Source organism: Candidatus Kerfeldbacteria bacterium (assembly GCA_016214565.1).
Taxonomy (GTDB): Bacteria; Patescibacteriota; Patescibacteriia; order UBA10025; family JAHIVO01; genus JAXDBW01.
This window is the reverse complement of record JACROE010000002.1, coordinates 882,908-902,694: the sequence shown is the minus strand read 5'-3', so window position 1 is coordinate 902,694 and position 19,787 is coordinate 882,908. Positions and strand designations below refer to the sequence as shown.

25 protein-coding genes are annotated in these 19,787 nt (G+C 48.5%); 6 read left to right on the top strand and 19 right to left on the bottom strand.

Going from position 1 to position 19,787, the window contains the following annotated elements; all coding sequences use genetic code 11:
- Positions 1 to 13 precede the first annotated feature (13 nt).
- Positions 14 to 1,789: a threonine--tRNA ligase gene (thrS, locus tag HZC01_04375; GenBank protein ID MBI5037910.1), complete on the top strand. Its 1,776-nt coding sequence runs from the start codon at positions 14 to 16 to the stop codon at positions 1,787 to 1,789.
- A gap of 469 nt (positions 1,790 to 2,258) precedes the next feature.
- On the opposite strand, the gene HZC01_04370 is transcribed toward thrS, so the two are convergent.
- Both HZC01_04370 and HZC01_04365 read right to left on the bottom strand, forming a co-directional pair.
- Complete coding sequence (locus HZC01_04370; GenBank protein ID MBI5037909.1) at positions 2,259 to 2,414, bottom strand: hypothetical protein; 156 nt, start codon at positions 2,412 to 2,414, stop codon at positions 2,259 to 2,261.
- Positions 2,415 to 2,485: 71 nt separating this feature from the next.
- A complete protein-coding gene (locus tag HZC01_04365; GenBank protein ID MBI5037908.1) occupies positions 2,486 to 3,109 on the bottom strand; it encodes a hypothetical protein in 624 nt (207 codons plus the stop codon).
- 159 nt (positions 3,110 to 3,268) lie between these two features.
- Here HZC01_04365 and miaA point away from each other — a divergent pair, with 159 nt between their 5' ends.
- Both miaA and raiA read left to right on the top strand, forming a co-directional pair.
- Complete coding sequence (gene miaA, locus HZC01_04360; protein ID MBI5037907.1) at positions 3,269 to 4,162, top strand: tRNA (adenosine(37)-N6)-dimethylallyltransferase MiaA; 894 nt, start codon at positions 3,269 to 3,271, stop codon at positions 4,160 to 4,162.
- A 386-nt stretch (positions 4,163 to 4,548) separates the two neighbouring features.
- Positions 4,549 to 4,878, top strand: coding sequence for a ribosome-associated translation inhibitor RaiA (raiA, locus tag HZC01_04355; GenBank protein MBI5037906.1), 330 nt, complete (start codon positions 4,549 to 4,551; stop codon positions 4,876 to 4,878).
- On the opposite strand, the gene gatB is transcribed toward raiA, so the two are convergent.
- The 4 genes from gatB to HZC01_04335 form a co-directional block, all read right to left on the bottom strand.
- The gene (gene gatB / locus HZC01_04350) at positions 4,875 to 6,434 is read right to left on the bottom strand and encodes an Asp-tRNA(Asn)/Glu-tRNA(Gln) amidotransferase subunit GatB (GenBank protein ID MBI5037905.1); all 1,560 of its coding nucleotides are present in this window, start codon (positions 6,432 to 6,434) and stop codon (positions 4,875 to 4,877) included. The genes raiA and gatB overlap by 4 nt on opposite strands.
- A complete protein-coding gene (locus HZC01_04345; GenBank protein MBI5037904.1) occupies positions 6,431 to 7,159 on the bottom strand; it encodes a hypothetical protein in 729 nt (242 codons plus the stop codon). Before HZC01_04345 ends, gatB begins: the two co-directional genes overlap by 4 nt.
- 2 nt (positions 7,160 to 7,161) lie before the next feature.
- Positions 7,162 to 7,650, bottom strand: coding sequence for a dihydrofolate reductase (locus HZC01_04340; GenBank protein ID MBI5037903.1), 489 nt, complete (start codon positions 7,648 to 7,650; stop codon positions 7,162 to 7,164).
- Positions 7,651 to 7,811: 161 nt separating this feature from the next.
- Positions 7,812 to 8,624 (bottom strand): thymidylate synthase, encoded by an 813-nt coding sequence (locus HZC01_04335; GenBank protein ID MBI5037902.1) that lies wholly within the window; start codon positions 8,622 to 8,624, stop codon positions 7,812 to 7,814.
- 350 nt (positions 8,625 to 8,974) lie between these two features.
- Here HZC01_04335 and HZC01_04330 point away from each other — a divergent pair, with 350 nt between their 5' ends.
- Positions 8,975 to 9,835 carry a hypothetical protein gene (locus HZC01_04330; GenBank protein MBI5037901.1) on the top strand — a complete coding sequence of 287 codons (861 nt, stop codon included), beginning with the start codon at positions 8,975 to 8,977 and terminating at the stop codon, positions 9,833 to 9,835.
- A gap of 141 nt (positions 9,836 to 9,976) precedes the next feature.
- Here HZC01_04330 and HZC01_04325 read toward each other — a convergent pair whose 3' ends face one another.
- Positions 9,977 to 10,414 (bottom strand): hypothetical protein, encoded by a 438-nt coding sequence (locus tag HZC01_04325; GenBank protein ID MBI5037900.1) that lies wholly within the window; start codon positions 10,412 to 10,414, stop codon positions 9,977 to 9,979.
- Positions 10,415 to 10,557: 143 nt separating this feature from the next.
- On the bottom strand, positions 10,558 to 11,718 hold the full coding sequence (locus HZC01_04320; protein MBI5037899.1) for a hypothetical protein: 1,161 nt from the start codon (positions 11,716 to 11,718) through the stop codon (positions 10,558 to 10,560).
- A 196-nt stretch (positions 11,719 to 11,914) separates the two neighbouring features.
- Between HZC01_04320 and HZC01_04315 the strand changes: the two genes are divergently transcribed.
- Together HZC01_04315 and HZC01_04310 are read left to right on the top strand one after the other, a co-directional pair.
- On the top strand, positions 11,915 to 12,409 hold the full coding sequence (locus tag HZC01_04315) for a hypothetical protein (protein MBI5037898.1): 495 nt from the start codon (positions 11,915 to 11,917) through the stop codon (positions 12,407 to 12,409).
- A gap of 179 nt (positions 12,410 to 12,588) precedes the next feature.
- Complete coding sequence (locus HZC01_04310; protein ID MBI5037897.1) at positions 12,589 to 13,095, top strand: hypothetical protein; 507 nt, start codon at positions 12,589 to 12,591, stop codon at positions 13,093 to 13,095.
- 298 nt (positions 13,096 to 13,393) lie between these two features.
- Here HZC01_04310 and HZC01_04305 read toward each other — a convergent pair whose 3' ends face one another.
- The 11 genes from HZC01_04305 to HZC01_04255 all read right to left on the bottom strand — a co-directional run bounded on the left by HZC01_04305 (position 13,394) and on the right by HZC01_04255 (position 19,578).
- On the bottom strand, positions 13,394 to 13,759 hold the full coding sequence (locus tag HZC01_04305) for an endonuclease domain-containing protein (protein MBI5037896.1): 366 nt from the start codon (positions 13,757 to 13,759) through the stop codon (positions 13,394 to 13,396).
- Positions 13,760 to 13,978: 219 nt separating this feature from the next.
- Positions 13,979 to 14,287: a YdeI/OmpD-associated family protein gene (locus HZC01_04300; GenBank protein ID MBI5037895.1), complete on the bottom strand. Its 309-nt coding sequence runs from the start codon at positions 14,285 to 14,287 to the stop codon at positions 13,979 to 13,981.
- A gap of 17 nt (positions 14,288 to 14,304) precedes the next feature.
- The gene (dut, locus tag HZC01_04295) at positions 14,305 to 14,727 is read right to left on the bottom strand and encodes a dUTP diphosphatase (GenBank protein MBI5037894.1); all 423 of its coding nucleotides are present in this window, start codon (positions 14,725 to 14,727) and stop codon (positions 14,305 to 14,307) included.
- A 1-nt stretch (position 14,728) separates the two neighbouring features.
- Positions 14,729 to 15,271 carry a hypothetical protein gene (locus HZC01_04290; GenBank protein MBI5037893.1) on the bottom strand — a complete coding sequence of 181 codons (543 nt, stop codon included), beginning with the start codon at positions 15,269 to 15,271 and terminating at the stop codon, positions 14,729 to 14,731.
- 1 nt (position 15,272) lies between these two features.
- Positions 15,273 to 15,767, bottom strand: a complete 495-nt coding sequence (locus HZC01_04285; GenBank protein ID MBI5037892.1) for a dCMP deaminase family protein — start codon at positions 15,765 to 15,767, stop codon at positions 15,273 to 15,275.
- A gap of 22 nt (positions 15,768 to 15,789) precedes the next feature.
- Positions 15,790 to 16,470: a 50S ribosomal protein L1 gene (locus HZC01_04280; protein MBI5037891.1), complete on the bottom strand. Its 681-nt coding sequence runs from the start codon at positions 16,468 to 16,470 to the stop codon at positions 15,790 to 15,792.
- Positions 16,471 to 16,537: 67 nt separating this feature from the next.
- A complete protein-coding gene (locus HZC01_04275) occupies positions 16,538 to 17,536 on the bottom strand; it encodes a hypothetical protein (GenBank protein MBI5037890.1) in 999 nt (332 codons plus the stop codon).
- 9 nt (positions 17,537 to 17,545) lie between these two features.
- Entirely contained in the window at positions 17,546 to 17,971 is a 426-nt protein-coding gene (gene rplK / locus HZC01_04270; protein MBI5037889.1) for a 50S ribosomal protein L11, read from the bottom strand.
- A gap of 87 nt (positions 17,972 to 18,058) precedes the next feature.
- Complete coding sequence (nusG, locus tag HZC01_04265; protein MBI5037888.1) at positions 18,059 to 18,604, bottom strand: transcription termination/antitermination protein NusG; 546 nt, start codon at positions 18,602 to 18,604, stop codon at positions 18,059 to 18,061.
- Positions 18,605 to 18,610: 6 nt separating this feature from the next.
- Positions 18,611 to 18,796: a preprotein translocase subunit SecE gene (secE, locus tag HZC01_04260; protein MBI5037887.1), complete on the bottom strand. Its 186-nt coding sequence runs from the start codon at positions 18,794 to 18,796 to the stop codon at positions 18,611 to 18,613.
- 80 nt (positions 18,797 to 18,876) lie between these two features.
- Positions 18,877 to 19,578 carry a M24 family metallopeptidase gene (locus HZC01_04255; GenBank protein ID MBI5037886.1) on the bottom strand — a complete coding sequence of 234 codons (702 nt, stop codon included), beginning with the start codon at positions 19,576 to 19,578 and terminating at the stop codon, positions 18,877 to 18,879.
- Between the last annotated feature and the right edge of the window lie 209 nt (positions 19,579 to 19,787).

Below are 19,787 nucleotides of genomic sequence, written 5' to 3'. Positions count from 1 at the left end.
TAATTACAATACTATGGAAAAACCAATGCATCAATTTCATGAGCTCCGCCACTCGCTCGCCCACGTCTTAGCCGCCGCCGTACTCAGAATATTTCCTGAGGCGAAGCTGGGCATTGGCCCAGTGATTGAAAGCGGATTTTATTACGACTTTGACTTGCCGCGGCCATTGATTCCGCAGGACTTACTCAAGATAGAAAAAGAAATGCGGAAATTGATTTCCCAGAGCTTAGGATTTGAACGCCAGGAATTATCGGTGGCTGACGCGAAAAAACTGTTTGCTGGGCAACCATTTAAACTTGAGTTGATACAAGATTTGGCCACCAAGGGTACAACAGTTTTTGATGAATTGGAAAACGCACCAGCTGGAAAACCCGCGGCAACTATTACCGCGTACACGACCGGCAAATTCGTTGATCTCTGCCGCGGCGGCCACCTCGAGTCTACCAAGCAAATCAAAGCTGACGCATTTAAACTGACACGGACGGCCGGCGCCTACTGGCGTGGGGACGAAAAAAATCCCATGCTCCAGCGGATTTATGGCGTGGCTTTCCCGACCAAAGCAGAGCTGGATGCATATCTGACACTTCAAGAAGAAATGAAAAAGCGCGATCACCGCAAATTGGGCAATGACCTCGAGCTGTTTGATTTCCACGACGTCTCCCCTGGCGCCGCATTTTGGCTGCCTCAGGGCATGATTATCTATCGCCTGCTCGAGGACCTTATACGCAGTGAACTCCAACGCGATGCCTATGTGGAGATTAAAACACCGCAAATCATTCACCAAAAGCTATGGCAGGAATCAGGCCACTGGGATCACTACCAGGACAACATGTTTCTCATGGACGTGGAAAAGCAAACGTATTCATTGAAACCCATGAATTGTCCGGGCTCAACGTTTGTGTATCGCCGGCACAAGCGTAGTTACCGCGAGCTTCCTGTGCGTTTGGCAGAATTCGGACTAAACTCGCGGAATGAATTATCCGGCGCCTTGGGTGGACTTTTTCGTGTGCGGCAATTTACGATGGATGACGCGCATATCTACGCCCGCCCGGACCAGATCCAGGCAGAAGTGAAGCAATGCCTGGCGATGATGAAACGAGTGTATAAATATTTCGGATTCCAGCCAAAATTCTATCTCTCCACCATGCCCGACCAGCACCTCGGCACCGAAGCTACCTGGCGCGCCGCGGAAAAGGAATTAGCTAGCGCACTCAAGTCACAAAAAATACCTTTTGAATTGAAAGAAAAAGACGGCGCCTTCTATGGGCCAAAGGTTGATATCAATATCAATGACGCGCTCGGTCGCTCATGGCAATTAACCACGATTCAGCTCGACTATAATGTTCCTGAGCGATTTAACCTCAGTTACACCGATGAACATGGCAATGACGTCCGACCAGTCATTATTCATCGCGCCATCCTGGGCAGCATGGAACGTTTTGTGGGAATCTTGATTGAACATTTTGCCGGCGCCTTCCCCGTCTGGCTGGCACCGGTGCAGGTGGCAATATTAACGGTTGGTAAAGCACATATCCGCTACGCAAAAAAATTACACCAACTATTTATCGCAGCCGGCATCCGCTCGAAACTAATCGATGCGAATGAAACCGTTGGTTACAAAATTCGTAATGCAGAAAAGCAGAAAGTCCCCTACATGCTGGTCATCGGCGATAAAGAAATGAACAGCAGCAAGCTGGCAGTCCGGTTGCGCGGCAAAAAAACATTACTTGCTATTTCCCAAACGGCATTTATCAAGCGTGTCCAACAAGAAATCGAAAAACGGAAGTGAAAACGAGAGTGAGTGGTTCGGGGACTGGTGCGTGGGTAAAAAAAGTAGGGCACTCATGGTGAGTGCCCTCTTCGGGAAAGGGAAAGTCTGAAAAATGTTGAGTAGGGCGATAATAATCGCATGCACGTTTGGTGCACAACAGGATGCAACCAATGGGTCACTCAAGAAAAAACGTGCCTACGCGGTCACGTGCGATCCCAGCATACTGGGAGTCGAAAGCTCGCAGTGGCGCAATTGATGACATAAGTCTCAAATTACACTCAACGTGGAGTGTACACATACATGATGTGTGAGACATCACCAAAATCAACAACGGTTGACTCTCCCTTCCCGGAAATAACGTGTACTAACTTCCGTAAAGGTATCCGGGAGTGTATCACACGTAAATCGTAGGTCAACGATAAGGCTGTGGATAACTAAAAACCAGCCCTCACAAGCTGGCACCTGCGTAATTCATGACCAGCAACGACTACTGTGAAAGCACCACGGCTGCGTAAATACCGCCAGCAACCGCGCCCAGCACTATCACCGTAACCAATACTTTCACCGCAACGGTCATCGGCGCGGTAGTTTTGGTAAGTGTTTGCTTTTGTTCTGATGAAGAAGGAAATTGTTCAATATCCATAATATCAGTATAGCACACCACCGCACTATAAAAAAATAACAAGCCTCGGTGGATTCCACAAAGGCTTGTTGCTAAAAAAGTGACCAGAGTCCGTATTGCGCGCCCAGCCAGATGCCGTGGCGCAGCAGTATCGCTGATATCAGCGCAATCCATCCGGGGAAACCGGTTTTGTTGTACCGAAGCGCAAAAACCCCGATACTGACACCACCGATAACAAATCCGGGAATGCGCGGAACCAGTCCAAGCATGAAGAGAACGCCGAGGCCGACCGTGCCTGGATTTTTGTGATATCCAGAAAACCGTGCTTCAAGTCGTTCCAGCCAATGCTGGAAACGCGGCGAAAGATGGCTGAGAAGTCTAAATGGTAATATCAGCAGTTTTTTTAGCTGCCACGAAAACCAATCAAAGATTCCCTTAGATTTTTTCCAGGCCAAGACAGGTGCATACACCAGTACTTCGCCAGTAATAATCAAACCATCCGCGAGAAGAACAAAGCATACGATTTCCCAGAAAGGCCGACCGGTTGCCACCATGGTTGACACACTTGCTTCTGACCAATACATGGTCGCGACAAGCGTCATCAGCCACCGTCCCCATTCATACTGAACGAGAAAGTGATAGCAACCAACGCCGATCCAGAATGCCGCGAATGCAGCGATGAGAATTGACTTAAGCGGATTGCGCTTAATCAACACGCGAACAACACGATAAACTCTATGGCCACGTGCATGGTTGTGCACGAAAACCTCCGTATAGTTAAAGAACGTGAATAGTACAGTAGTCGACGATTGTACGCTCAAACAAGCCTTTTGTCAATGGTGATAAATGTCGATATGCCTGCTATACTTACTTCTATGAAACAACCTCTCATTGTCATCGTCGGGCCGACTGCTTCGGGAAAAACCTCGTTGTCACTCGCTTTGGCTAAAAAATTCCATGGTGAAATCGTTTCCGCGGACTCGCGCCAAGTGTATCGTGGCATGGATATCGGCAGTGGCAAAGCCACAAAAAAAGAACAGACGATAGTGCCTCATCACCTACTCGATGTGGCTACACCAACCCAGGAATACACCGTGGCGCATTTTAAGCGTGACGCGCAAAAAGCCATTTATGACATACACAGGCGCGGCCACCTCCCCTTTCTGGTGGGTGGAACCGGTTTTTGGATTCGCACGGTGATTGATGATTTAGCCCTGCCGTCAGTCAAGCCAAATAAAAAACTGCGGGCTCGGCTCATGAAAAAATCACCAGCACAACTGTACACCCTGCTCAAAGGCCTGGATCCCCGCCGCGCCAAAACCATTGACCGCCAAAACCCCTATCGTCTCATTCGCGCCATTGAAATTATCAAAGCAACTGATGCCGCGGTGCCCCCGCTGACAAAAAGCAATCCCTACCGCATACTAATGATTGGGATTAACCCACCTCAAAAAAAACTTCACCGCAATATTGCGATTCGTTTGCGCTCCCGGCTCCAGCGCGGCATGATCGCTGAAGTGCAGCGACTACACCGCCGTGGAGTAAGCTGGAAACGACTGGAAGCACTGGGTCTGGAGTACCGCTATATCAGCCGCTACCTCCAGAGGAAGCTCTCCCGTCAGGACATGGTGCGGCAACTCGAACATGAAATCCAGCAATACGCCAAACGCCAACGCACCTGGTTCCGACCGGATACCCACATTCATTGGAATCTCACGCGGTTGGAGATAGCACGGCTGATTGCCTCACACATCCACCAAAAAAAATAAGTGCGTTACCGGCAAATAGATAACGCACTGAGAGCCAACATTGTTTGGCCGACCATTACTCGTGGATAGCATCTCCATCCCGCTCAGAAAATATCGCGGGAACATTGCCCGGTCGGCCTACTTCATATTCTTCCTCAGAAGTTTGGCTCTGGCAAGAGCATTTTTTCCCGACCGGAACTGGTTGCTGGCAGTCCGGACATGGGTATGTACGATTGGTCTCAGACACGGCGGAATACCTCCTTTTTTTAGAAACCATTGACCAACGAATTCCAGACTAGCAAACACCCTTCAGGGAGTCAATACTATTGGGGTTTACCGCGTATGTAATTGACGTGCACCGGCAGCGCGCTATAATACACCTATTGATACGATAAAAACAAATTCCTATGCCGACTATCATTAGTGGAAAAAATTTCAAACTGTCGCCCACCCTCCAGGATTATGTTACTCAGGAATTGCGCAAATTGGAAAAATTTTCTTCCCAAATCATTTCTTCAAAAGCCGAACTTGACCATGACCATAATCAGCATACCGGAAAAGTATACCGCGTGGAATTATCCGTCAGATTACCCGGCATTGTGCTGATGGCCGGACAAAAAGCCGAGCACATGCGCACCGCTATTGAGCAGTGCCTGAAGAAACTGGAACGCCAAGTCACCAAATACAAAGACAAGCAAACCGATCGATCTCGTCGCTCTGCCAAAAAATTCGCCTAGGCGTCTAATTTTTCCTGGAGCAACTCGGCCACCGATTGTGCATCGGCGGTGCCTTTCGAGGCGCGCATAACTTGGCCGATCAAGTACTGCAGCACCGGTTTCTTGCCCGCGCGATACTCTGCCACCCGATCCGGATGCGCCTGCAACACTTCGATAATAATAGCTTCAAGCGATTTCGCATCATGCTGGACGCCGAGGCCCGACTGCTCCAGCAATTCAGACGGATCGCCGCCGGTGGCAAACATTTTTTCCAGGATCACCTGGCCCGTCTGATTATTCACCCGGTGCTGAAAGAGCAACGTCATCAGCTCGGCAAAATTTTCTGGAGTAATTGGCAAGTCTGCAAAAGAACCGCCATGCGTGTTCACGAGTTTCAACAAGCGAGAAATGATCCAATTAGCGGTGCTCTTAACTAATTTTAATCCGTGGTTAGCCCAGACTTCCTCTTCAGTTCCTTCCAATCCTGCATCGGCAATCAACCAAGCACGCAATTCACTAATAACATTTTCAAAATAGTCAGCCAAGACTTTATCACTGACAATAATGCCTGCATCATACGCATTCAGGCCAAACTGCTTATGAAACCGCTCGCGCTTATCCTGCGGTAATTCGCCCAATGTCATTTTTACAGAATCCATAAATGCGTCATCCAAAACAACCGGTGGCAAATCTGGCTCGGGGAAATACCGATAGTCATGCTGTTCCTCTTTCACGCGTTGCAAAACGGTCTCGCCGGTCGCATCATTCCAACCGCGCGTGGATTGAGCATCAGGCGGAGTCCCAGCCAGCCACAGCTCGGTTTGTCTTTTAATTTCGTAGGTTAAGGCACGTTCCACTGCCCGGAATGAATTGAGATTTTTGATTTCCGTCTTGGGATATAATTTCTTCGGATCCAAACCGATGCTGCCCAGGGCTGCGTTTTTCTCATCAGTGAAATACGATGGGTTTGGCCGCAGGGAAATATTCGCGTCACAACGCAAGTGTCCTTTTTCCATGTCGGCATCAGAAATACCCAAGTACCGCATGATCAACCTGAGTTCCTGGAGAAATGCCTTGGCGGCTTCGGGCGTATCAAAATCCGGATGCGTCACCACTTCCATCAGTGGCGTACCCGCGCGATTGTAGTCAACATAGCTGACGTTCTTCTCAGTGTCATGCAATAATTTCCCCGTATCTTCCTCCAGGTGCACACGTTCAATGCGGATGCGCTCCCGCTTCTCGCCATACTGCACGATCAGATGCCCATCATAGCCAAATGGCTTTTCTGATTGGGAAATTTGATAGCCTTTGGGCAAGTCAGGATAGAAATAGCTTTTGCGGTCAAACCACGAGCGCCGGTTGATCTCACAGTGCAGCGCCAGGGCGGCCATCACCGCATAGCGCACCGCCTGCTCATTAATCACCGGCAACGTGCCGGGATGCCCCAGGGTTAAGGGATCCACGGCGGTATTGGGCGTGGCGGCATCAGCCGGAACTGGGCAATCAGAAAACATCTTGCTCTTGGTCTTGAGCTGTACATGGATTTCTAAACCAATAACTGTTTCAAATTTATTCATAATGCTTTCTTCAAATACCCCTCCCAAACTTCCTGCATCTTCTTTTTGGTTTCAATCAATCCTCCGGTGGTGTCCAGCGTCACTACCTGTGCTCCCCGCTTCTGATACATCTCCCGAAACCACGAGGCAGTAAACCGGCGCTGCGCCTTCTCGAGAAACGACTTTCGCTCAAATATCGCTCGATCCTTTTTCTTGCGTGTTCTGAGGCGCTGCATCACGGCTGCCACGTCTGTCTTCAGTATACACAATAAATCAGGTCGGTGCTTGAGCGCCAGCTGATTGCCCGCCAAACCGATGATATCTTTCACCGACAATGGCTCTGCCTGAATCGGCTGGTAGGCCAGTGACGTGGTCAATGAACGCTCCTGGAAAATATATTTACCCGCGGCAAGTGCGGGGATAATCACTCGTTGTAATAATATATATCGATCAAGGGCGTACGCTTCTGCAGTGGCACGAGCCGTGTACATCCGTTCATTTGACCGGGCGATTTCCTCGCGGATAGCTTTGCCAATCAGCGAATGCGTTGGTTCAGCGGTAATCAGTACTTGGTAACCCTTTAATTCACTGGGCTGTGGTAACGTATAATTTTTCTTTTCATAGGCAACCACATCAAATATTTTATAATGTTTGCGCTTTGCCCAATCCGCCAACACCTGGACAAAGGTACCTTTGCCCGAGCCGTCGATGCCGTCGATCACTACCATGATACCGCGTCGTGCCATAGTTAGCGCGTTAATTCGTAAAAGGTATAGTGAAATCCGTTACCATGGCTTTTTCGTTCGCTGACCACGTTTTTGAATTCGGCGTAGTCTGGGAAAAATGCATGGCCTTCGATTTCCACATCAACCACCGTCAGATACAATTTTTCGATGATGGGCATGGCTTGCCGAAATATTTCTCCCCCACCGATGACAAAAATCTCGCCATTCTCCTCTTTCTCTTTGGCGAGCGCCACGGCTTCGTCTAATGACTGCACCACAAAACATCCTTCTACTTTGTACTCCGAATTACGGGTAATAATAATGCTGATGCGATTCGGCAGCGGCCGGCCGATTGATTCGTAGGTCTTCCTACCCATGATCATGACGTGTCCCTTGGTCAGATTGCGGAAATGCTGTAAGTCCTCGGGTATATCCCAGGGCAACGTGCCATCACGACCAATGACATGGTTTTTTGATATGGCGACAACGCCGCTGATGATAGGTTTGTTCATAATATGTTTCTGAATGCTCAGCTTCGGTTTGCCATTCTGAGCGGAACGAAGTGGAGTCGAAGAATCTCTACGACATACGGCTACCGGCATATAGATTCTTCAGTCGCTCACGCTCCTTCAGAATGACAAAGGGTGGCCGGTATTCATTCTTCCACTTACTTCTACACCGCAATCGGCGCTTTTATACCCGGATGCGGGTCATAGCCCTCAAGGGTAAAGTCCTCGAATTCAAAAGTAAAGATATCCTTCTTTTCCGGATTGATGGTCATGGTAGGCAGTGCCTTTGGCTCGCGCGACAACTGCAATTTCACTTGTTCGAAATGATTATTATAAATATGCAAATCACCAAACGTATGCACGAAATGCCCCAGCTTCAAGCCCGTCACCTGCGCCATCATCATGGTGAGTAATGAGTACGAGGCAATATTAAATGGCACCCCAAGAAATGCGTCCGCACTGCGCTGGTACAATTGGCATGACAAGGTCCCATTGATCACATAAAACTGAAACATGGTATGGCATGGAGGTGGCGCAGTTTTCTTGCCGCCAATCAAGGTCTGTAAATCCCCTACGTTCCAACCGGATACAATGATCCGACGCGAATCGGGATTAGTACGAATCATGTCGACTGCATTCTGGATCTGGTTAATGGTACTGCCATCCGGCGCAGTCCAGGCGGTCCATTGTTTGCCATAAATCGGCCCCAAGTCCCCATTTTCATCAGCCCATTCGTCCCAGATGGTCACGCCGTGCTCATTCAGCCATTTCACATTCGTATCCCCCTTCAGAAACCAGAGCAATTCATAAATGATAGATTTCAAATGGACTTTCTTGGTCGTCACCAGCGGGAACCCCTTAGCCAAATCATACCGCGTCTGGTAACCAAACACCGACCGCGTACCAGTGCCGGTCCGGTCTGCTTTATCAGTTCCATTATCTAAAACGTATTGGAGGAGGTCCAAATATTGCTTCATACGACCCTAAGTATACTAAAAATACCACCTACTGTCATCTCGTGCATACGGTCAATTTATAGTAAAAATCCTGCGCCCAACGTGGTGCAGGATTGCTTCATACGACCCTAAGTATACTACCCCCCCTACTGTCATTCTGAGGAACGGAATTAAACGAGGCGACGTAAGAATCCGGCGAAGCCGTCCTGAGTGATAACGAAGGATCTTAGAGGCTAAGCAGGAGTAAAAAGCCCTTCAGACTCCTCTTGACAAATATGAATGAAGATGTTAGACTGTCTTGTTCTTTTCATATACTTGTACATTCACATAATTTACATACAATCAACACAATTCCAGAAAGGATGGAAATCATGTTTCAATGGTGGGATTCACTAATGTCATTTGTGCGCGAATACCCGGCACTCTTCTTGTCGTGTGCAGTTCTTTTTTTCATATTCTGGGTGATCATGATCATCAGGAAAATGAAGCTGGTGAAGGAGTTCGACATTTTCTTTGATCAAAAAAATGAAGCGATCAGTGCGGTACGCAATTGTTCGTGGAAAAAGTCACGATTAATTCAATTGCTCGCACTGGCAGCGAAGGGTGACGGCAACAGCAGCCACAACCCGCGCGCCTATGTGTCCGGACAATCGCCACACATTGGCGGCGAGTATCGAGAAATCGATGATCAGGAACTGGCTCGTTTAGCCGATCAAACAGTCACCGCTGGTTTCTGGGGTCTGATAGTTAATAGTCTCGACCTGCTATGGTCAATACGGCACGTTCGCTTCCTGCTCCAACAAGCAGAGGAGGCGGTAAACAACGGCTATCATGGGAATCATCCCGGCGGTATAACATTCGACGTCTCAGACATCGCTGAGGAGTATCATAAACACCTCAATACGATGCGTCATGTACTCACACTTGCAATTGGCGAAGCTGCCGCAGAGGCGTTTGACACCTATGCCCGACCGCTAATCGACCCGATCGTACTTGCTGGCCATGACAAACAGGCTAAGGCAATTGCGAGACGTCTATCTCTCAATTCCTGCGATGTCGATTTATACGACATTAAGCAGCTCATGGCCCAGTGCCAGGCGGCCAATCTCGACCCGCTGACTCTCATCGACAGCCGTTACCACGACACGCTTCGGTCCCTGATCGAGGCAGTCGAGAAAGTCGAGCGTCAAAACGCCGACGAAAAAGCGACTCCCGAAGTCGCCCAGGCGTAGGCATCGGCCTACATTGTATGTTACATCCCCCGTGTCATTCATTTGGTGCGGGGGTTTTTATTTTGAATAAACTTATCTTTGATAATGAAAAACCGTGCCAGAGAAAACCTCTAACACGGTTATACTTATCAAGCGCCTCGCTTACGAGACAAACGCCCTGAACCAAAGCGCATTGAGACTGCCGGCCAATATGCCGACAAGAAGTACAGAAACGCCGATCACCAGCAGGGTGGTCCAATTATCGGACCAAGTGAGCTTTTCATTAAAAAACTCACCGAGCGGCCTTATGATCCATTTCGCCACACATCCAGATATTAGAGCCCCCATCACGCAGAATTGTAACCCGTTGACAATCGGATAGGAAACCCACAGCACCCAAATGCCAAGTGCTGCCACAATCAGAGAAATGGTAAGAAGGTATTTTTCGAATACCTCATCGTTCGATTTCTTTGACCGGCGACGGGGCCTTGTCGCATCTTCCAAAATTGAAGTTATCAATAGAACAATAAACCCACCGAAGGCCAAACCAAGCGCTGCCCAGCCTGCGCTTATCCAAAAAGCTTTTGCTAAAAAGAACATATATCCTCCTTACAAACAGTTACGGTTAATTCAGAATATTATGGTACTCTAGGATATTACGACGTATCCGTCAAGCTCTAAAAAAACAACCCCGCCATTACGCTATGGAGTTATCATCATATGCCTAAAAATCAAACCGGTTATTACCGATAATACGTGACAGCCCCGGTAGCGGGAAAGCTGGCTGGACACGATCCGCTTGATTTATAGGCAAGCTGCATGGTCATGGAATCCACCACCCGAAAATAGGCGTAGCCAGCTGAAGAATTTTGTGCACTGTTCACCAGCTGATAGCAATGCGCATCGGTTATGTCCGATGGCTTTCTATACGTGGGGTTATTCGGGAAAATATCAAACCGGTGTCCGTCTATCTCGTGCAGAATAACCATACCGTCAGACGCAGTATAGGCAGCAAACGGCGTGGCATAGTCGCCATCCCTCGCTTCAGCAATACCATCGGCCGGATTGGCACTGAAATACCAGAGTCCCGCCACGGTGCCTGTTACGTCTCGCGACACGGTGCCACAGGTGGTTGATTGCCCAGCTGCGCTATAGCCGTATAATGCCTGGTACGGCTGGCGGATTGTATCGGGATAATAGTCAAAAACGCACGAGGCGGTGCGCATGCGATCACCCAAATAATTATTGCGATACCGCTCGGGACGGACAAAGGTATTTTCAGTGCTTTCATCGTACACGTATATATTCCAATTATGCCCGAGCGAAGTGCCAGTCGTTCTGCCGATCAGTTCACCAGCGCTGATTGCCAGGGGGATGGGCATGTCCACGGTACGGGAGTTATCTTGGGGTACGGCGTTGGTAGCCTTGATGATACTGCCACTGACCTGGCGTACGTGATGCATGACCAGCTCTACTCCGGGTGCGAGGGAGAAGTACAGCGCCCACTCCGGCTGGCCTTCGATGTCATAGTGTGCGTACTGCATCAGCCTCATATCCGCCGGGGCAATAATATCCAGCATTGCAACATTTCCCTGACTGTCGCGCTTCAGATTGATCATGACCCCACCAAACGCCTGGCTTTCATTATATCCGCCGTTGAGCTCCCCGAGCGGCGTAATATGGCTTACCTGGTTGACGTCAAAAATATCATATGTAAACACGACCGGTCCACCCGCCGATTCCGTATTGGTATTGGCAAGACGATTGGTAACTGCTGACGGGGAATTATTGGTGTTTAAATTGTCCACGATTTCTTGATCACCCCGACCGACGTACCAGACAACTGCTCCAACAACTACCAGTACCACCATGAGGACGATTGGAATAATAATTGATTTACGCATGCATATATCGTCTCATTTCCGAACCAAAAAAACAAGGGAGGCACCCTTGACAGTACGACCAATATACGTTATTATACCGGGTTAAAAAAATAGAACATTACACAATAACGAATAGGAGAACATTGTGATTAATTCATCTGAAACACCGGACACCGGATTCATATCCGATTGGGCAAAGCTGCTCCATAAGCTGTTTATGCATATCATTCAACGGAAAGGTTCTTTGGAAAACCTTTCTATGTTGAGTGATATCATTACTCAGTTCCTGTCCGGCCGCCAACTATCCCCGTCGACTACTCCACCGCAGCAAACCAGCATTATGCTACACCGGATTTCCAGAAATCAGACTACCGGTCAGCGGCAACGGCACCTACAATTCCTGATTAGAGTCTTCGGAATTGATGGTGTGTCCGTACTTTTCTACGAACTGCTTTCTGTTCGAGCCTACAACAGCATGATAACTTCAGCACAGTACATTCACCGGTTGCAAGAGTTCAAAGAAACCAAGCGGTACCTACCACTGAATGTGATCGCCACCCTGACGGCCAAAGAAATCTGTAAAATCAGAAACAGCGGCCCGACAACGGTTCACGAAGTTGACAGCGTTTTACGGCAATTTGGTCTTCGGATCAATATGTCGGCGAACGAGGTCCGGGAAATATGTTTTCCTGAACCAACCTCCAAAGGTTAGGCAGATGAAATATTTCTCTCAACCTCAAACAGCCCGTATGGTTAACCACCATATGGGCTTTCTTTTTTGCGTAAATTAGAAAAAAATTGAGTACAGATCAATTCTTGACAGCAACCGACTTATGCGGTACGGTAGACAAAATACAAATATCAAAAACATTAATCCATGGAGGATATACCGTGAAAGCTCGCTCTTTTCTAACTCTTATCATTGAAGAGATTCGTGCCAATGGAGCGCCCATTGACGATGACTTTTATGGGCTGATCAAAACTAATCCGTGCTTGGACAGAGAGGTTAACGCCGACCGTATTATTGCGTTGCTCAATATGATCACCCCGCGTTTCTGCGTGGACTATTCCGAGCGACTCGATCGTGAGGACCCCCGCCGGCTGTTGCGGCAAACTGGAGAAATCCTACAAAAATGCATTAACGCCCACGAACGGCGCTGCGGTCGCTGTAATCGGCGGCAAGCGGTCACTTTTGTCTTCGGGAGATTTCTCAATACCTACGTTTGTTTTGAAACGTTTGATTATCTGCCGGAGATTCCGATGGCAAACCTCGCATTATTCCGTGAATCAGACCCGGATAATTATCTCGATGGCAGGGTCGACCATATGACTTCCGGCGTGATCGCCTTATTTGCCGGTCTGCAGGTCAAACCTGAATTCGACCCTCGCTACAATTAGCACACGTTACGACACGAACGACCTCCCCGGCTGTGACACGCAGTCGGGGAATTTTTTTAGTACGAAGGGTAATACATGTGATGTCATCCCAAGATGCTGAAACGGATTTCGGAAAATTAAAAAGATTGCCACGCTCCTGCTCAGCTGCGCAGTTCGCTCGCAATGACAACCGCTTTTTGTCATTGCGAGGAGTAATTATATAATTGTCATTCCGAGCCCATTCGATTGCGCTCAGGGCAGGCTCCGTCGAGATGCTGAAACGAGTTCAGCATGACAATTTTCTTACCCTGAATTTATTTCAGGGTCTCGGTAAAATACTATAAATCATGTCAATCACTTCTCGCATATTTACATACACATCGGCATTAGTAAAACGCAACACGGTTATGCGCAAAGATTCAATGTACTTTTGCCGGTGCCGATCATACTCCCTCGCCTCTTTTGATACATAATGTGACGGCCCATCCACCTCAATCACTAATCGCAATTCTGGACAATAGAAATCCACCACATACCCACCGATACTATGCTGACGCCTAAATTTATAACCACCAAGCTGTTTGCCCTTCAAATAACGCCAGAGGAGCAACTCAGCCCGGGGCGCGGAGCGCCGTAATTGCTGACGTCGTTTTTTCATTGAGTGGGTATTGAAGATGATTGTCATAGTGGAGTTGTGGACCAACCGCCCACACGTAAGGGCATGGTATCGGCTAGCGTATTTCATCCCCTCCTTGCAAAGGAGGGGAAATGTGATGTGGAGGCCGAATCAATATGCTGGTGAAGAGGGGCGGTCGAGTCAAAAACCAATGCATATATAAAAATCCCCAGTGATGGGGAAGGTTGGTACTATCATTCTACGACTCTGCCGCCGGCTCTGTCAAAACTACTTCCGATTCCGTTTGCCGAGGATAAATTTTTGTGATCGGCTCATCGGTTTGTCGGTACGGTGGATACACCCTATCCAGCAGCAGGGACGACGCATTCCCTCTTTCAGCTCGGTAACGGTCCGTCGGACGTGATCCTGGCGAGTCTCGGCAGTCTTCACCGCCTCCACCCAACAGATCCACTCATTGCGCGCCAAGGGCGTCAAACTTTCCCACAGACCCATTGCTTTTGTGTCACCAAGCAGTGCTTTCTTGAGATCTGGGGGCATGGCATGTGCCACGCCTGCTGAGAGTTTTTGAGTACTCATGAAAATATGTCATTTACCTACTTCCCACTCGACAGAAACCCCTGCTCCCCGCGCTCCGTTTCTGACAATTCATCCACTTCCGTGAAGCTCACCGTCTCGTGCCGCTGGATCACCATCTGGGCAACCTTATCACCAGCGTTAATCTGATATGGTTCGTTCGTAGTATTGTACAGCACCAGCTTTATCTCACCACGGTACGTGCTGTCAATCACGCCAGCCATGGAATGAATGCCCATCTTGGCGGCCATACCGCTGCGATCCCAAACCAAAGCCACATACTCACTCGGTATCTCCATAGCAAAACCTAATGGAATCTGCTTTCGTTCGTGCGGTGGAATAATGACATCCTCAGGCGCAAACAAATCCAAACCCGCGTCTCCGGGCCGACCGTGGACCGGCAGTTTTGCATTCAGATGAAGTCGTTTGAATTTCGCTTGCATATTATTTCAGCTTGGCAACCAATGCATCAATCTGGGCGTACAGCTCTTCCATTGAGCCGTTGTTATTGATGGTGACGTCGGCCTTCTGCATAATGTCCGGAATCGCCAGTTCAGTGGGCAATTCGTGCTGCGCTTTGAATTGATCCAGGGTCAGATCAGCTTCGCCCGCATTCTCTCCCCGCTTGACGATACGGCTATGGCGAACGGTTAAGTCAGTTGCGACTGCCCATAATCGAAAATCTTTCCGCTCGCGCAGGGCATTGTATTCGTCAAAATACCGAATACCATCAAACACGGCGATGGGCACATCCATTTTTTCTAGATCTTTGATCAATGTTTTGACCAAAATATCATTGCCATAATTCGCTCGCATCAGTTGCGCCAGCTGAGACATGGCTTCGCGGGTTTCGTGGACGTAGCAGCGGTTAATCATGTCGCGCAAGGGTTGTGAGAACTTCACGGCTTTTGCACCGTGCTGTTTCACGAGGTATTCGGTAATCGTACCCTTGCCGGTGGCTAATGGTCCAACTAATCCAATAATCATATTATGATTGATGCTTATGAGGAATCTTCACGTCCGACCAATCCGAATGGTACTGGCGGCATTTCACTCCCGCGAGGTCAAACAATTTACGTGAAGCCACCCAGACTGGTTCGTCATGGTATTTATCACTTTCATAGATCACCTCTTTGATGCCCGTCTGAATAATGGTCTTAGCGCACTCATTGCAGGGAAATAACGTGGTGTAAATTTTTCCGCCTTCGGTATTGGCATTAGCATTATACACCGCATTTTCCTCCGCATGTACAACGTAGGCGTATTTTGTGTCTGGTAAATTTTCACCACTGCGCTCCCAGGGCAACGCATCATCCTCAATGCCGCGCGGCCAACCATTGTAACCCAAGCCCACCACGACATTTTGTGCATTCGCAATTACGGCACCGGCCTGCGTGCTTGGATCCTTCGATCGCTCTGCGATGACATGCGCCATGCGCATAAAACATTCGTCCCACGAGATATACTGTGCGCGGCTTTTCATAATTGATATGAATGATGAATGGTTAGGCTTTGACGTGTATCCCCGGCCCCATGCTGCTGGAGATGGTGATGTTTTGGAGATAGCTACCTTTGACCGTATTGGGTTTGACCCGACGAATAGCATCCAGGAAGGCTTCATAGTTTTGGAGTAGTTTTTCCGAGCCAAATGAAACCCGACCGATCAACTGATGAATATTGCCGGTGTCGTCATTACGGAACGTAATCTTGCCCCCGCTTAAGGCCTTGACTGCCTCCGCGATTTTCGGAGTCACGGTTTCATTGCGCGGATTCGGCATCAGACCTTTGGGCCCGAGAATCTTAGCAATCGGCCCCATGCTCTTCATGATGGCAGGGGTAGCGACGGCAATGTCAAAATCAATCACGTTGGTGGTTTTGATTTCTTTGATTAATTCTTCACCGCCAACCAAATCAGCGCCTGCGGCTTTCGCAGCGGCTTGATCCTTTTCCTCGCAAAAAACGGCAATACGTTTCTTCTTGCCGGTGCCGTGCGGTAATACTACAGAGCCGCGAACCATTTGTTCTGCTTTCTTCGGATCAATGCCGAGACGAATATGCACTTCCACACCTGCGTCAAACTTAGTGGCGCTGGTTTGTGGAACGAGCGCAAACGCGTCAGCCGGTGCATACTGCTTATTCTGATCAACGAGCTTCAGGGCAGCTTCGTATTTCTTAGATCGTTTCATAGAGATTCCTTTCGTGGTGCGAACCCACCCGGCAACGAACCGGACAGTCCCACAAAATAATAATTAGTTATGATTGTGTTGGAGGAACTGGCGTGACAACTTTCTTATCCTTCGCTTCCCGACGCACTGCTGACCAGTGATACCAGAGTAAGGGCAAACCAACGAGAATATAGGGAATCGAGCCGGCTGCTTGGCGATGCACGTTATTATTGTCATTTGATTCTTTCTGCCAGTTATCATAGTCAGTCACCCACTGGCTTGCCAGCGCTACCGTTTCTGCATCCAAACCACATTTAGCGCCGCATTCAGTGATACTGACCACCGCGGATTTTTCAGTAGCTAGGGTTTGTTCGGTGGCATATATGCGTGAAGCCTGATCGTCTGCTTCCCCGGCAGCCGGGAACACCCAGGTCTTCAGCACCAAATTAATCAAGAAACCACCGGCGATGACAATCATCAATAACGAACCAAGTGATACGAAGTAGAAATAGGTAGGGCGGATGACTAATTTATCTTTTTCTTCTTCTGCGGCATTCTTATGGTCTCGTTGAACAATTCGGTAATGAATAATGAAGAACGGTAAAGCAACGATCAAGAATGAAAGCGCAGCCACGGCGTCACGGGCGTTGCGGCCGTTGACGTTTTTCACCGAGTCCTGCCATGAGGTATAGCTGGTTTTCCATGATTCAATACTCTCTTTTTGGATAGCGGTCAGAGTGCAATCACTGGTGCAGGCAAGTACGGTCGGTGTGCCGGCTTCAACTTTTGCCGGGTCAGTCGTGGTACCTGAGTCAAGTGATAATGACGGTGGTGGGCCGTAGTAATTAGCATTCGTATTCGCATCAGTAAAGACCCACACCTTCAAACCGAGGTTAATCAGGAAAATAACCGATCCAACCACAATGGCAAGGGTCACCAATGAAGCCAGATAAAAGTACAGACTACGAATGACGGAACCTTTCTTAGTCATATTTTTTCCTTCGATTATGGCAGCAATAGCGCAGGCGAGCAGCGCTAGCATGCCGAATGGGATTAGAAAGCCTATCATGTTTGTAAACGAATCCATAAAGAATCGTTATTTAATGGTTATGCCCATATTACGAGCAGTACCGGCAATGATATTAACCGCGGCATCGAGACTGCCCGCGTTCAAATCAACCATTTTTATTTTGGCGATTTCCTCAAGCTGTGCCCGAGTGACTGAACCCACTTTAATCTTGAGCGGGTCGCTGGATCCTTTTTGGATACCGGCGGCTTTTTTCAGCAATTCGGCGGCTGGAGGAGTTTTTAAAATAAATGTAAATGTCCGATCTTCAAAGATCGTAATTTCCACCGGGATAATGTCTCCCATTTTATCTTTTGTCTGCGCGTTAAATTTCGTGCAGAAATCCTGAATGTTCAGCCCGTGTGGCCCAAGTGCGGTACCGACGGGAGGCGCCGGAGTTGCCTTGCCAGCCGGCAGCTGAATTTTCACCATTGTTTTGATTGGTTTGCCTGCCATATATGTAGAATGTCGAATAACTAATTCCTAATTTCTAAAGAAGCGTTAAGATTAGAAATTAGAAATTCTTAATTAGAAATTATCAAACTATATCTTTTTGATTTGAAGAAAGTCGAGTTCAATAGGCGTTTCGCGGCCGAACATAGCCACCAGCACCTTCACTTTGCCGCGCGCTTCGTCCACTTCGCTGACTTTACCTTCGTATTCTTTGAACGGTCCATCAGTAATCTTCACTGGCGTACCTTGATTGACGTCAATCTTGTATTTCGGCTCTTCCACGCCCATGCGCCGCTGAATTTCTTTGACTTCATCTTCGGAAATAGGAGTCGGGGTCGTACCAGAACCGACAAAACCGGTGACGTTCGGCGTATTTCGCACCACGTACCAGGAATCATCAGTCACTACCATTTCAACTAATACATATCCTGGAAAAATCTTTTCAGTGACCACGCGACGTTTGCCGTTCTTAATCTTAATCTTGTTTTCTGTAGGAATCAGCACGTTAAAAATTTTGTCCTGCATGTCCATGGACTCAATACGCTGACGGAGGTTGCGCGCCACGTTTTCTTCATACCCAGAATAGGTGTGGAGGACGTACCAGCGACGGCCTTGTTGAAGTGTTTGCTTCGGCATAAATACCTAGACGATCAATTTCTCAACTAATAAATTAAGCCCGAAATCAACAGCACCTAAGAAAAGTGCCACCCCGAGACTAATACCCACGACCAGTAAGGTATATTTCACGGTCTCTGCCTTGGATGGCCAGAGAACCTTTTTGAGCTCATCCCGGGACTCGCGAATATAGGAAATAATGCGGTTTGCCATAGTTTTTCGGTCTTTAAAACCCCTCAGTTCGTTTCGGAGGGGATTTGTATTTACCATACTACACCCCGCCCCAAAAGCTGTCAATGTGGAGAAATCTCAATTTTATTGGGCATTTTTTGAATATTAGGGGATAATATCTGTCTGCCTCGATCGGTTACCAGCACCATATCCTCTACCCGGATACCGCCCCAAGCTGGGAAATACACCCCCGGTTCCACGGTCACCAGCTGGCCGCTCTGCAACCTGCCGCTGCCCCGCTTGGGACTCAAGTACGGCTTTTGGTGAATGCGAAAGCCGATGCCATGGCCCGTGCCATGAATAAAGTAGTTACCAATCCCCTGCTCCCGCAAATAGCCCCGCGCCACCTGGTCAACCGTACTTCCCAACACACACGGGCGTACGGCAGCAATAGCGAGGCGTTGCGCTTCAAGTACTGCCCGATACCGCCGGCGAAATAATGCGTTTGGTTTGCCAAACCAAAATGTCCGTGTCACATCAGTGCAAGCACTCGCCACGCGGACACCGCAGTCAATTTTGACGGTCACGCCGCTACGCAACGGGCGGGCAGTCGGGACGTGGTGCGGCACGGCGGCATTGGTGCCGAACGCCACAATACTAGGAAACGCCAATCGTGGATAGCCAGCATCCTTAAAATATTTTTTCAGCCACCGTGCGATCTGAATTTCTGTGACACCAAGGTGTAACTCCCGTTTCACTGACACAAACGCCTGCTCAACAATGCGCAAGGCTTTTGTAACTTGTTCTAATTGAGCCTTATTCATAAAAAATTTTGCAGCCGTTACTCAATGAGAATAAGGGTCTGGGATTTTTCCTGTGCCCATCCAATCATGCACTACGTATATTAGTACCTCGCGAATAAAAATCCCAGCGCTTCTTTTCTGCCACTTTTCTTGGCGCTAAGAAAATGGCGAAATGGTATTATTGCTGCCAAGAAAAGTAACAAGATACCAGGCGCTAAGAAAAGTGGCTA

Excerpts from the sequence above, each read along its gene's own strand:
- HZC01_04330 (MBI5037901.1), top strand. The coding sequence starts at position 8,975 with ATGTTTCAATGGTGGGATTCACTAATGTCATTTGTGCGCGAATACCCG.
- gatB (MBI5037905.1), bottom strand. The coding sequence starts at position 6,434 with ATGAATAAATTTGAAACAGTTATTGGTTTAGAAATCCATGTACAGCTC.
- HZC01_04305 (MBI5037896.1), bottom strand. The coding sequence starts at position 13,759 with ATGACAATCATCTTCAATACCCACTCAATGAAAAAACGACGTCAGCAA.
- HZC01_04315 (MBI5037898.1), top strand. The coding sequence starts at position 11,915 with ATGCATATCATTCAACGGAAAGGTTCTTTGGAAAACCTTTCTATGTTG.
- HZC01_04285 (MBI5037892.1), bottom strand. The coding sequence starts at position 15,767 with ATGAAAAGCCGCGCACAGTATATCTCGTGGGACGAATGTTTTATGCGC.
- HZC01_04300 (MBI5037895.1), bottom strand. The coding sequence starts at position 14,287 with ATGAGTACTCAAAAACTCTCAGCAGGCGTGGCACATGCCATGCCCCCA.
- raiA (MBI5037906.1), top strand. The coding sequence starts at position 4,549 with ATGCCGACTATCATTAGTGGAAAAAATTTCAAACTGTCGCCCACCCTC.
- HZC01_04255 (MBI5037886.1), bottom strand. The coding sequence starts at position 19,578 with ATGAATAAGGCTCAATTAGAACAAGTTACAAAAGCCTTGCGCATTGTT.
- nusG (MBI5037888.1), bottom strand. The coding sequence starts at position 18,604 with ATGCCGAAGCAAACACTTCAACAAGGCCGTCGCTGGTACGTCCTCCAC.
- secE (MBI5037887.1), bottom strand. The coding sequence starts at position 18,796 with ATGGCAAACCGCATTATTTCCTATATTCGCGAGTCCCGGGATGAGCTC.
- HZC01_04340 (MBI5037903.1), bottom strand. The coding sequence starts at position 7,650 with ATGAACAAACCTATCATCAGCGGCGTTGTCGCCATATCAAAAAACCAT.
- HZC01_04325 (MBI5037900.1), bottom strand. The coding sequence starts at position 10,414 with ATGTTCTTTTTAGCAAAAGCTTTTTGGATAAGCGCAGGCTGGGCAGCG.
- dut (MBI5037894.1), bottom strand. The coding sequence starts at position 14,727 with ATGCAAGCGAAATTCAAACGACTTCATCTGAATGCAAAACTGCCGGTC.
- rplK (MBI5037889.1), bottom strand. The coding sequence starts at position 17,971 with ATGGCAGGCAAACCAATCAAAACAATGGTGAAAATTCAGCTGCCGGCT.
- HZC01_04290 (MBI5037893.1), bottom strand. The coding sequence starts at position 15,271 with ATGATTATTGGATTAGTTGGACCATTAGCCACCGGCAAGGGTACGATT.
- HZC01_04335 (MBI5037902.1), bottom strand. The coding sequence starts at position 8,624 with ATGAAGCAATATTTGGACCTCCTCCAATACGTTTTAGATAATGGAACT.
- HZC01_04370 (MBI5037909.1), bottom strand. The coding sequence starts at position 2,414 with ATGGATATTGAACAATTTCCTTCTTCATCAGAACAAAAGCAAACACTT.
- miaA (MBI5037907.1), top strand. The coding sequence starts at position 3,269 with ATGAAACAACCTCTCATTGTCATCGTCGGGCCGACTGCTTCGGGAAAA.
- HZC01_04320 (MBI5037899.1), bottom strand. The coding sequence starts at position 11,718 with ATGCGTAAATCAATTATTATTCCAATCGTCCTCATGGTGGTACTGGTA.
- HZC01_04280 (MBI5037891.1), bottom strand. The coding sequence starts at position 16,470 with ATGAAACGATCTAAGAAATACGAAGCTGCCCTGAAGCTCGTTGATCAG.
- HZC01_04275 (MBI5037890.1), bottom strand. The coding sequence starts at position 17,536 with ATGGATTCGTTTACAAACATGATAGGCTTTCTAATCCCATTCGGCATG.
- HZC01_04345 (MBI5037904.1), bottom strand. The coding sequence starts at position 7,159 with ATGGCACGACGCGGTATCATGGTAGTGATCGACGGCATCGACGGCTCG.
- thrS (MBI5037910.1), top strand. The coding sequence starts at position 14 with ATGGAAAAACCAATGCATCAATTTCATGAGCTCCGCCACTCGCTCGCC.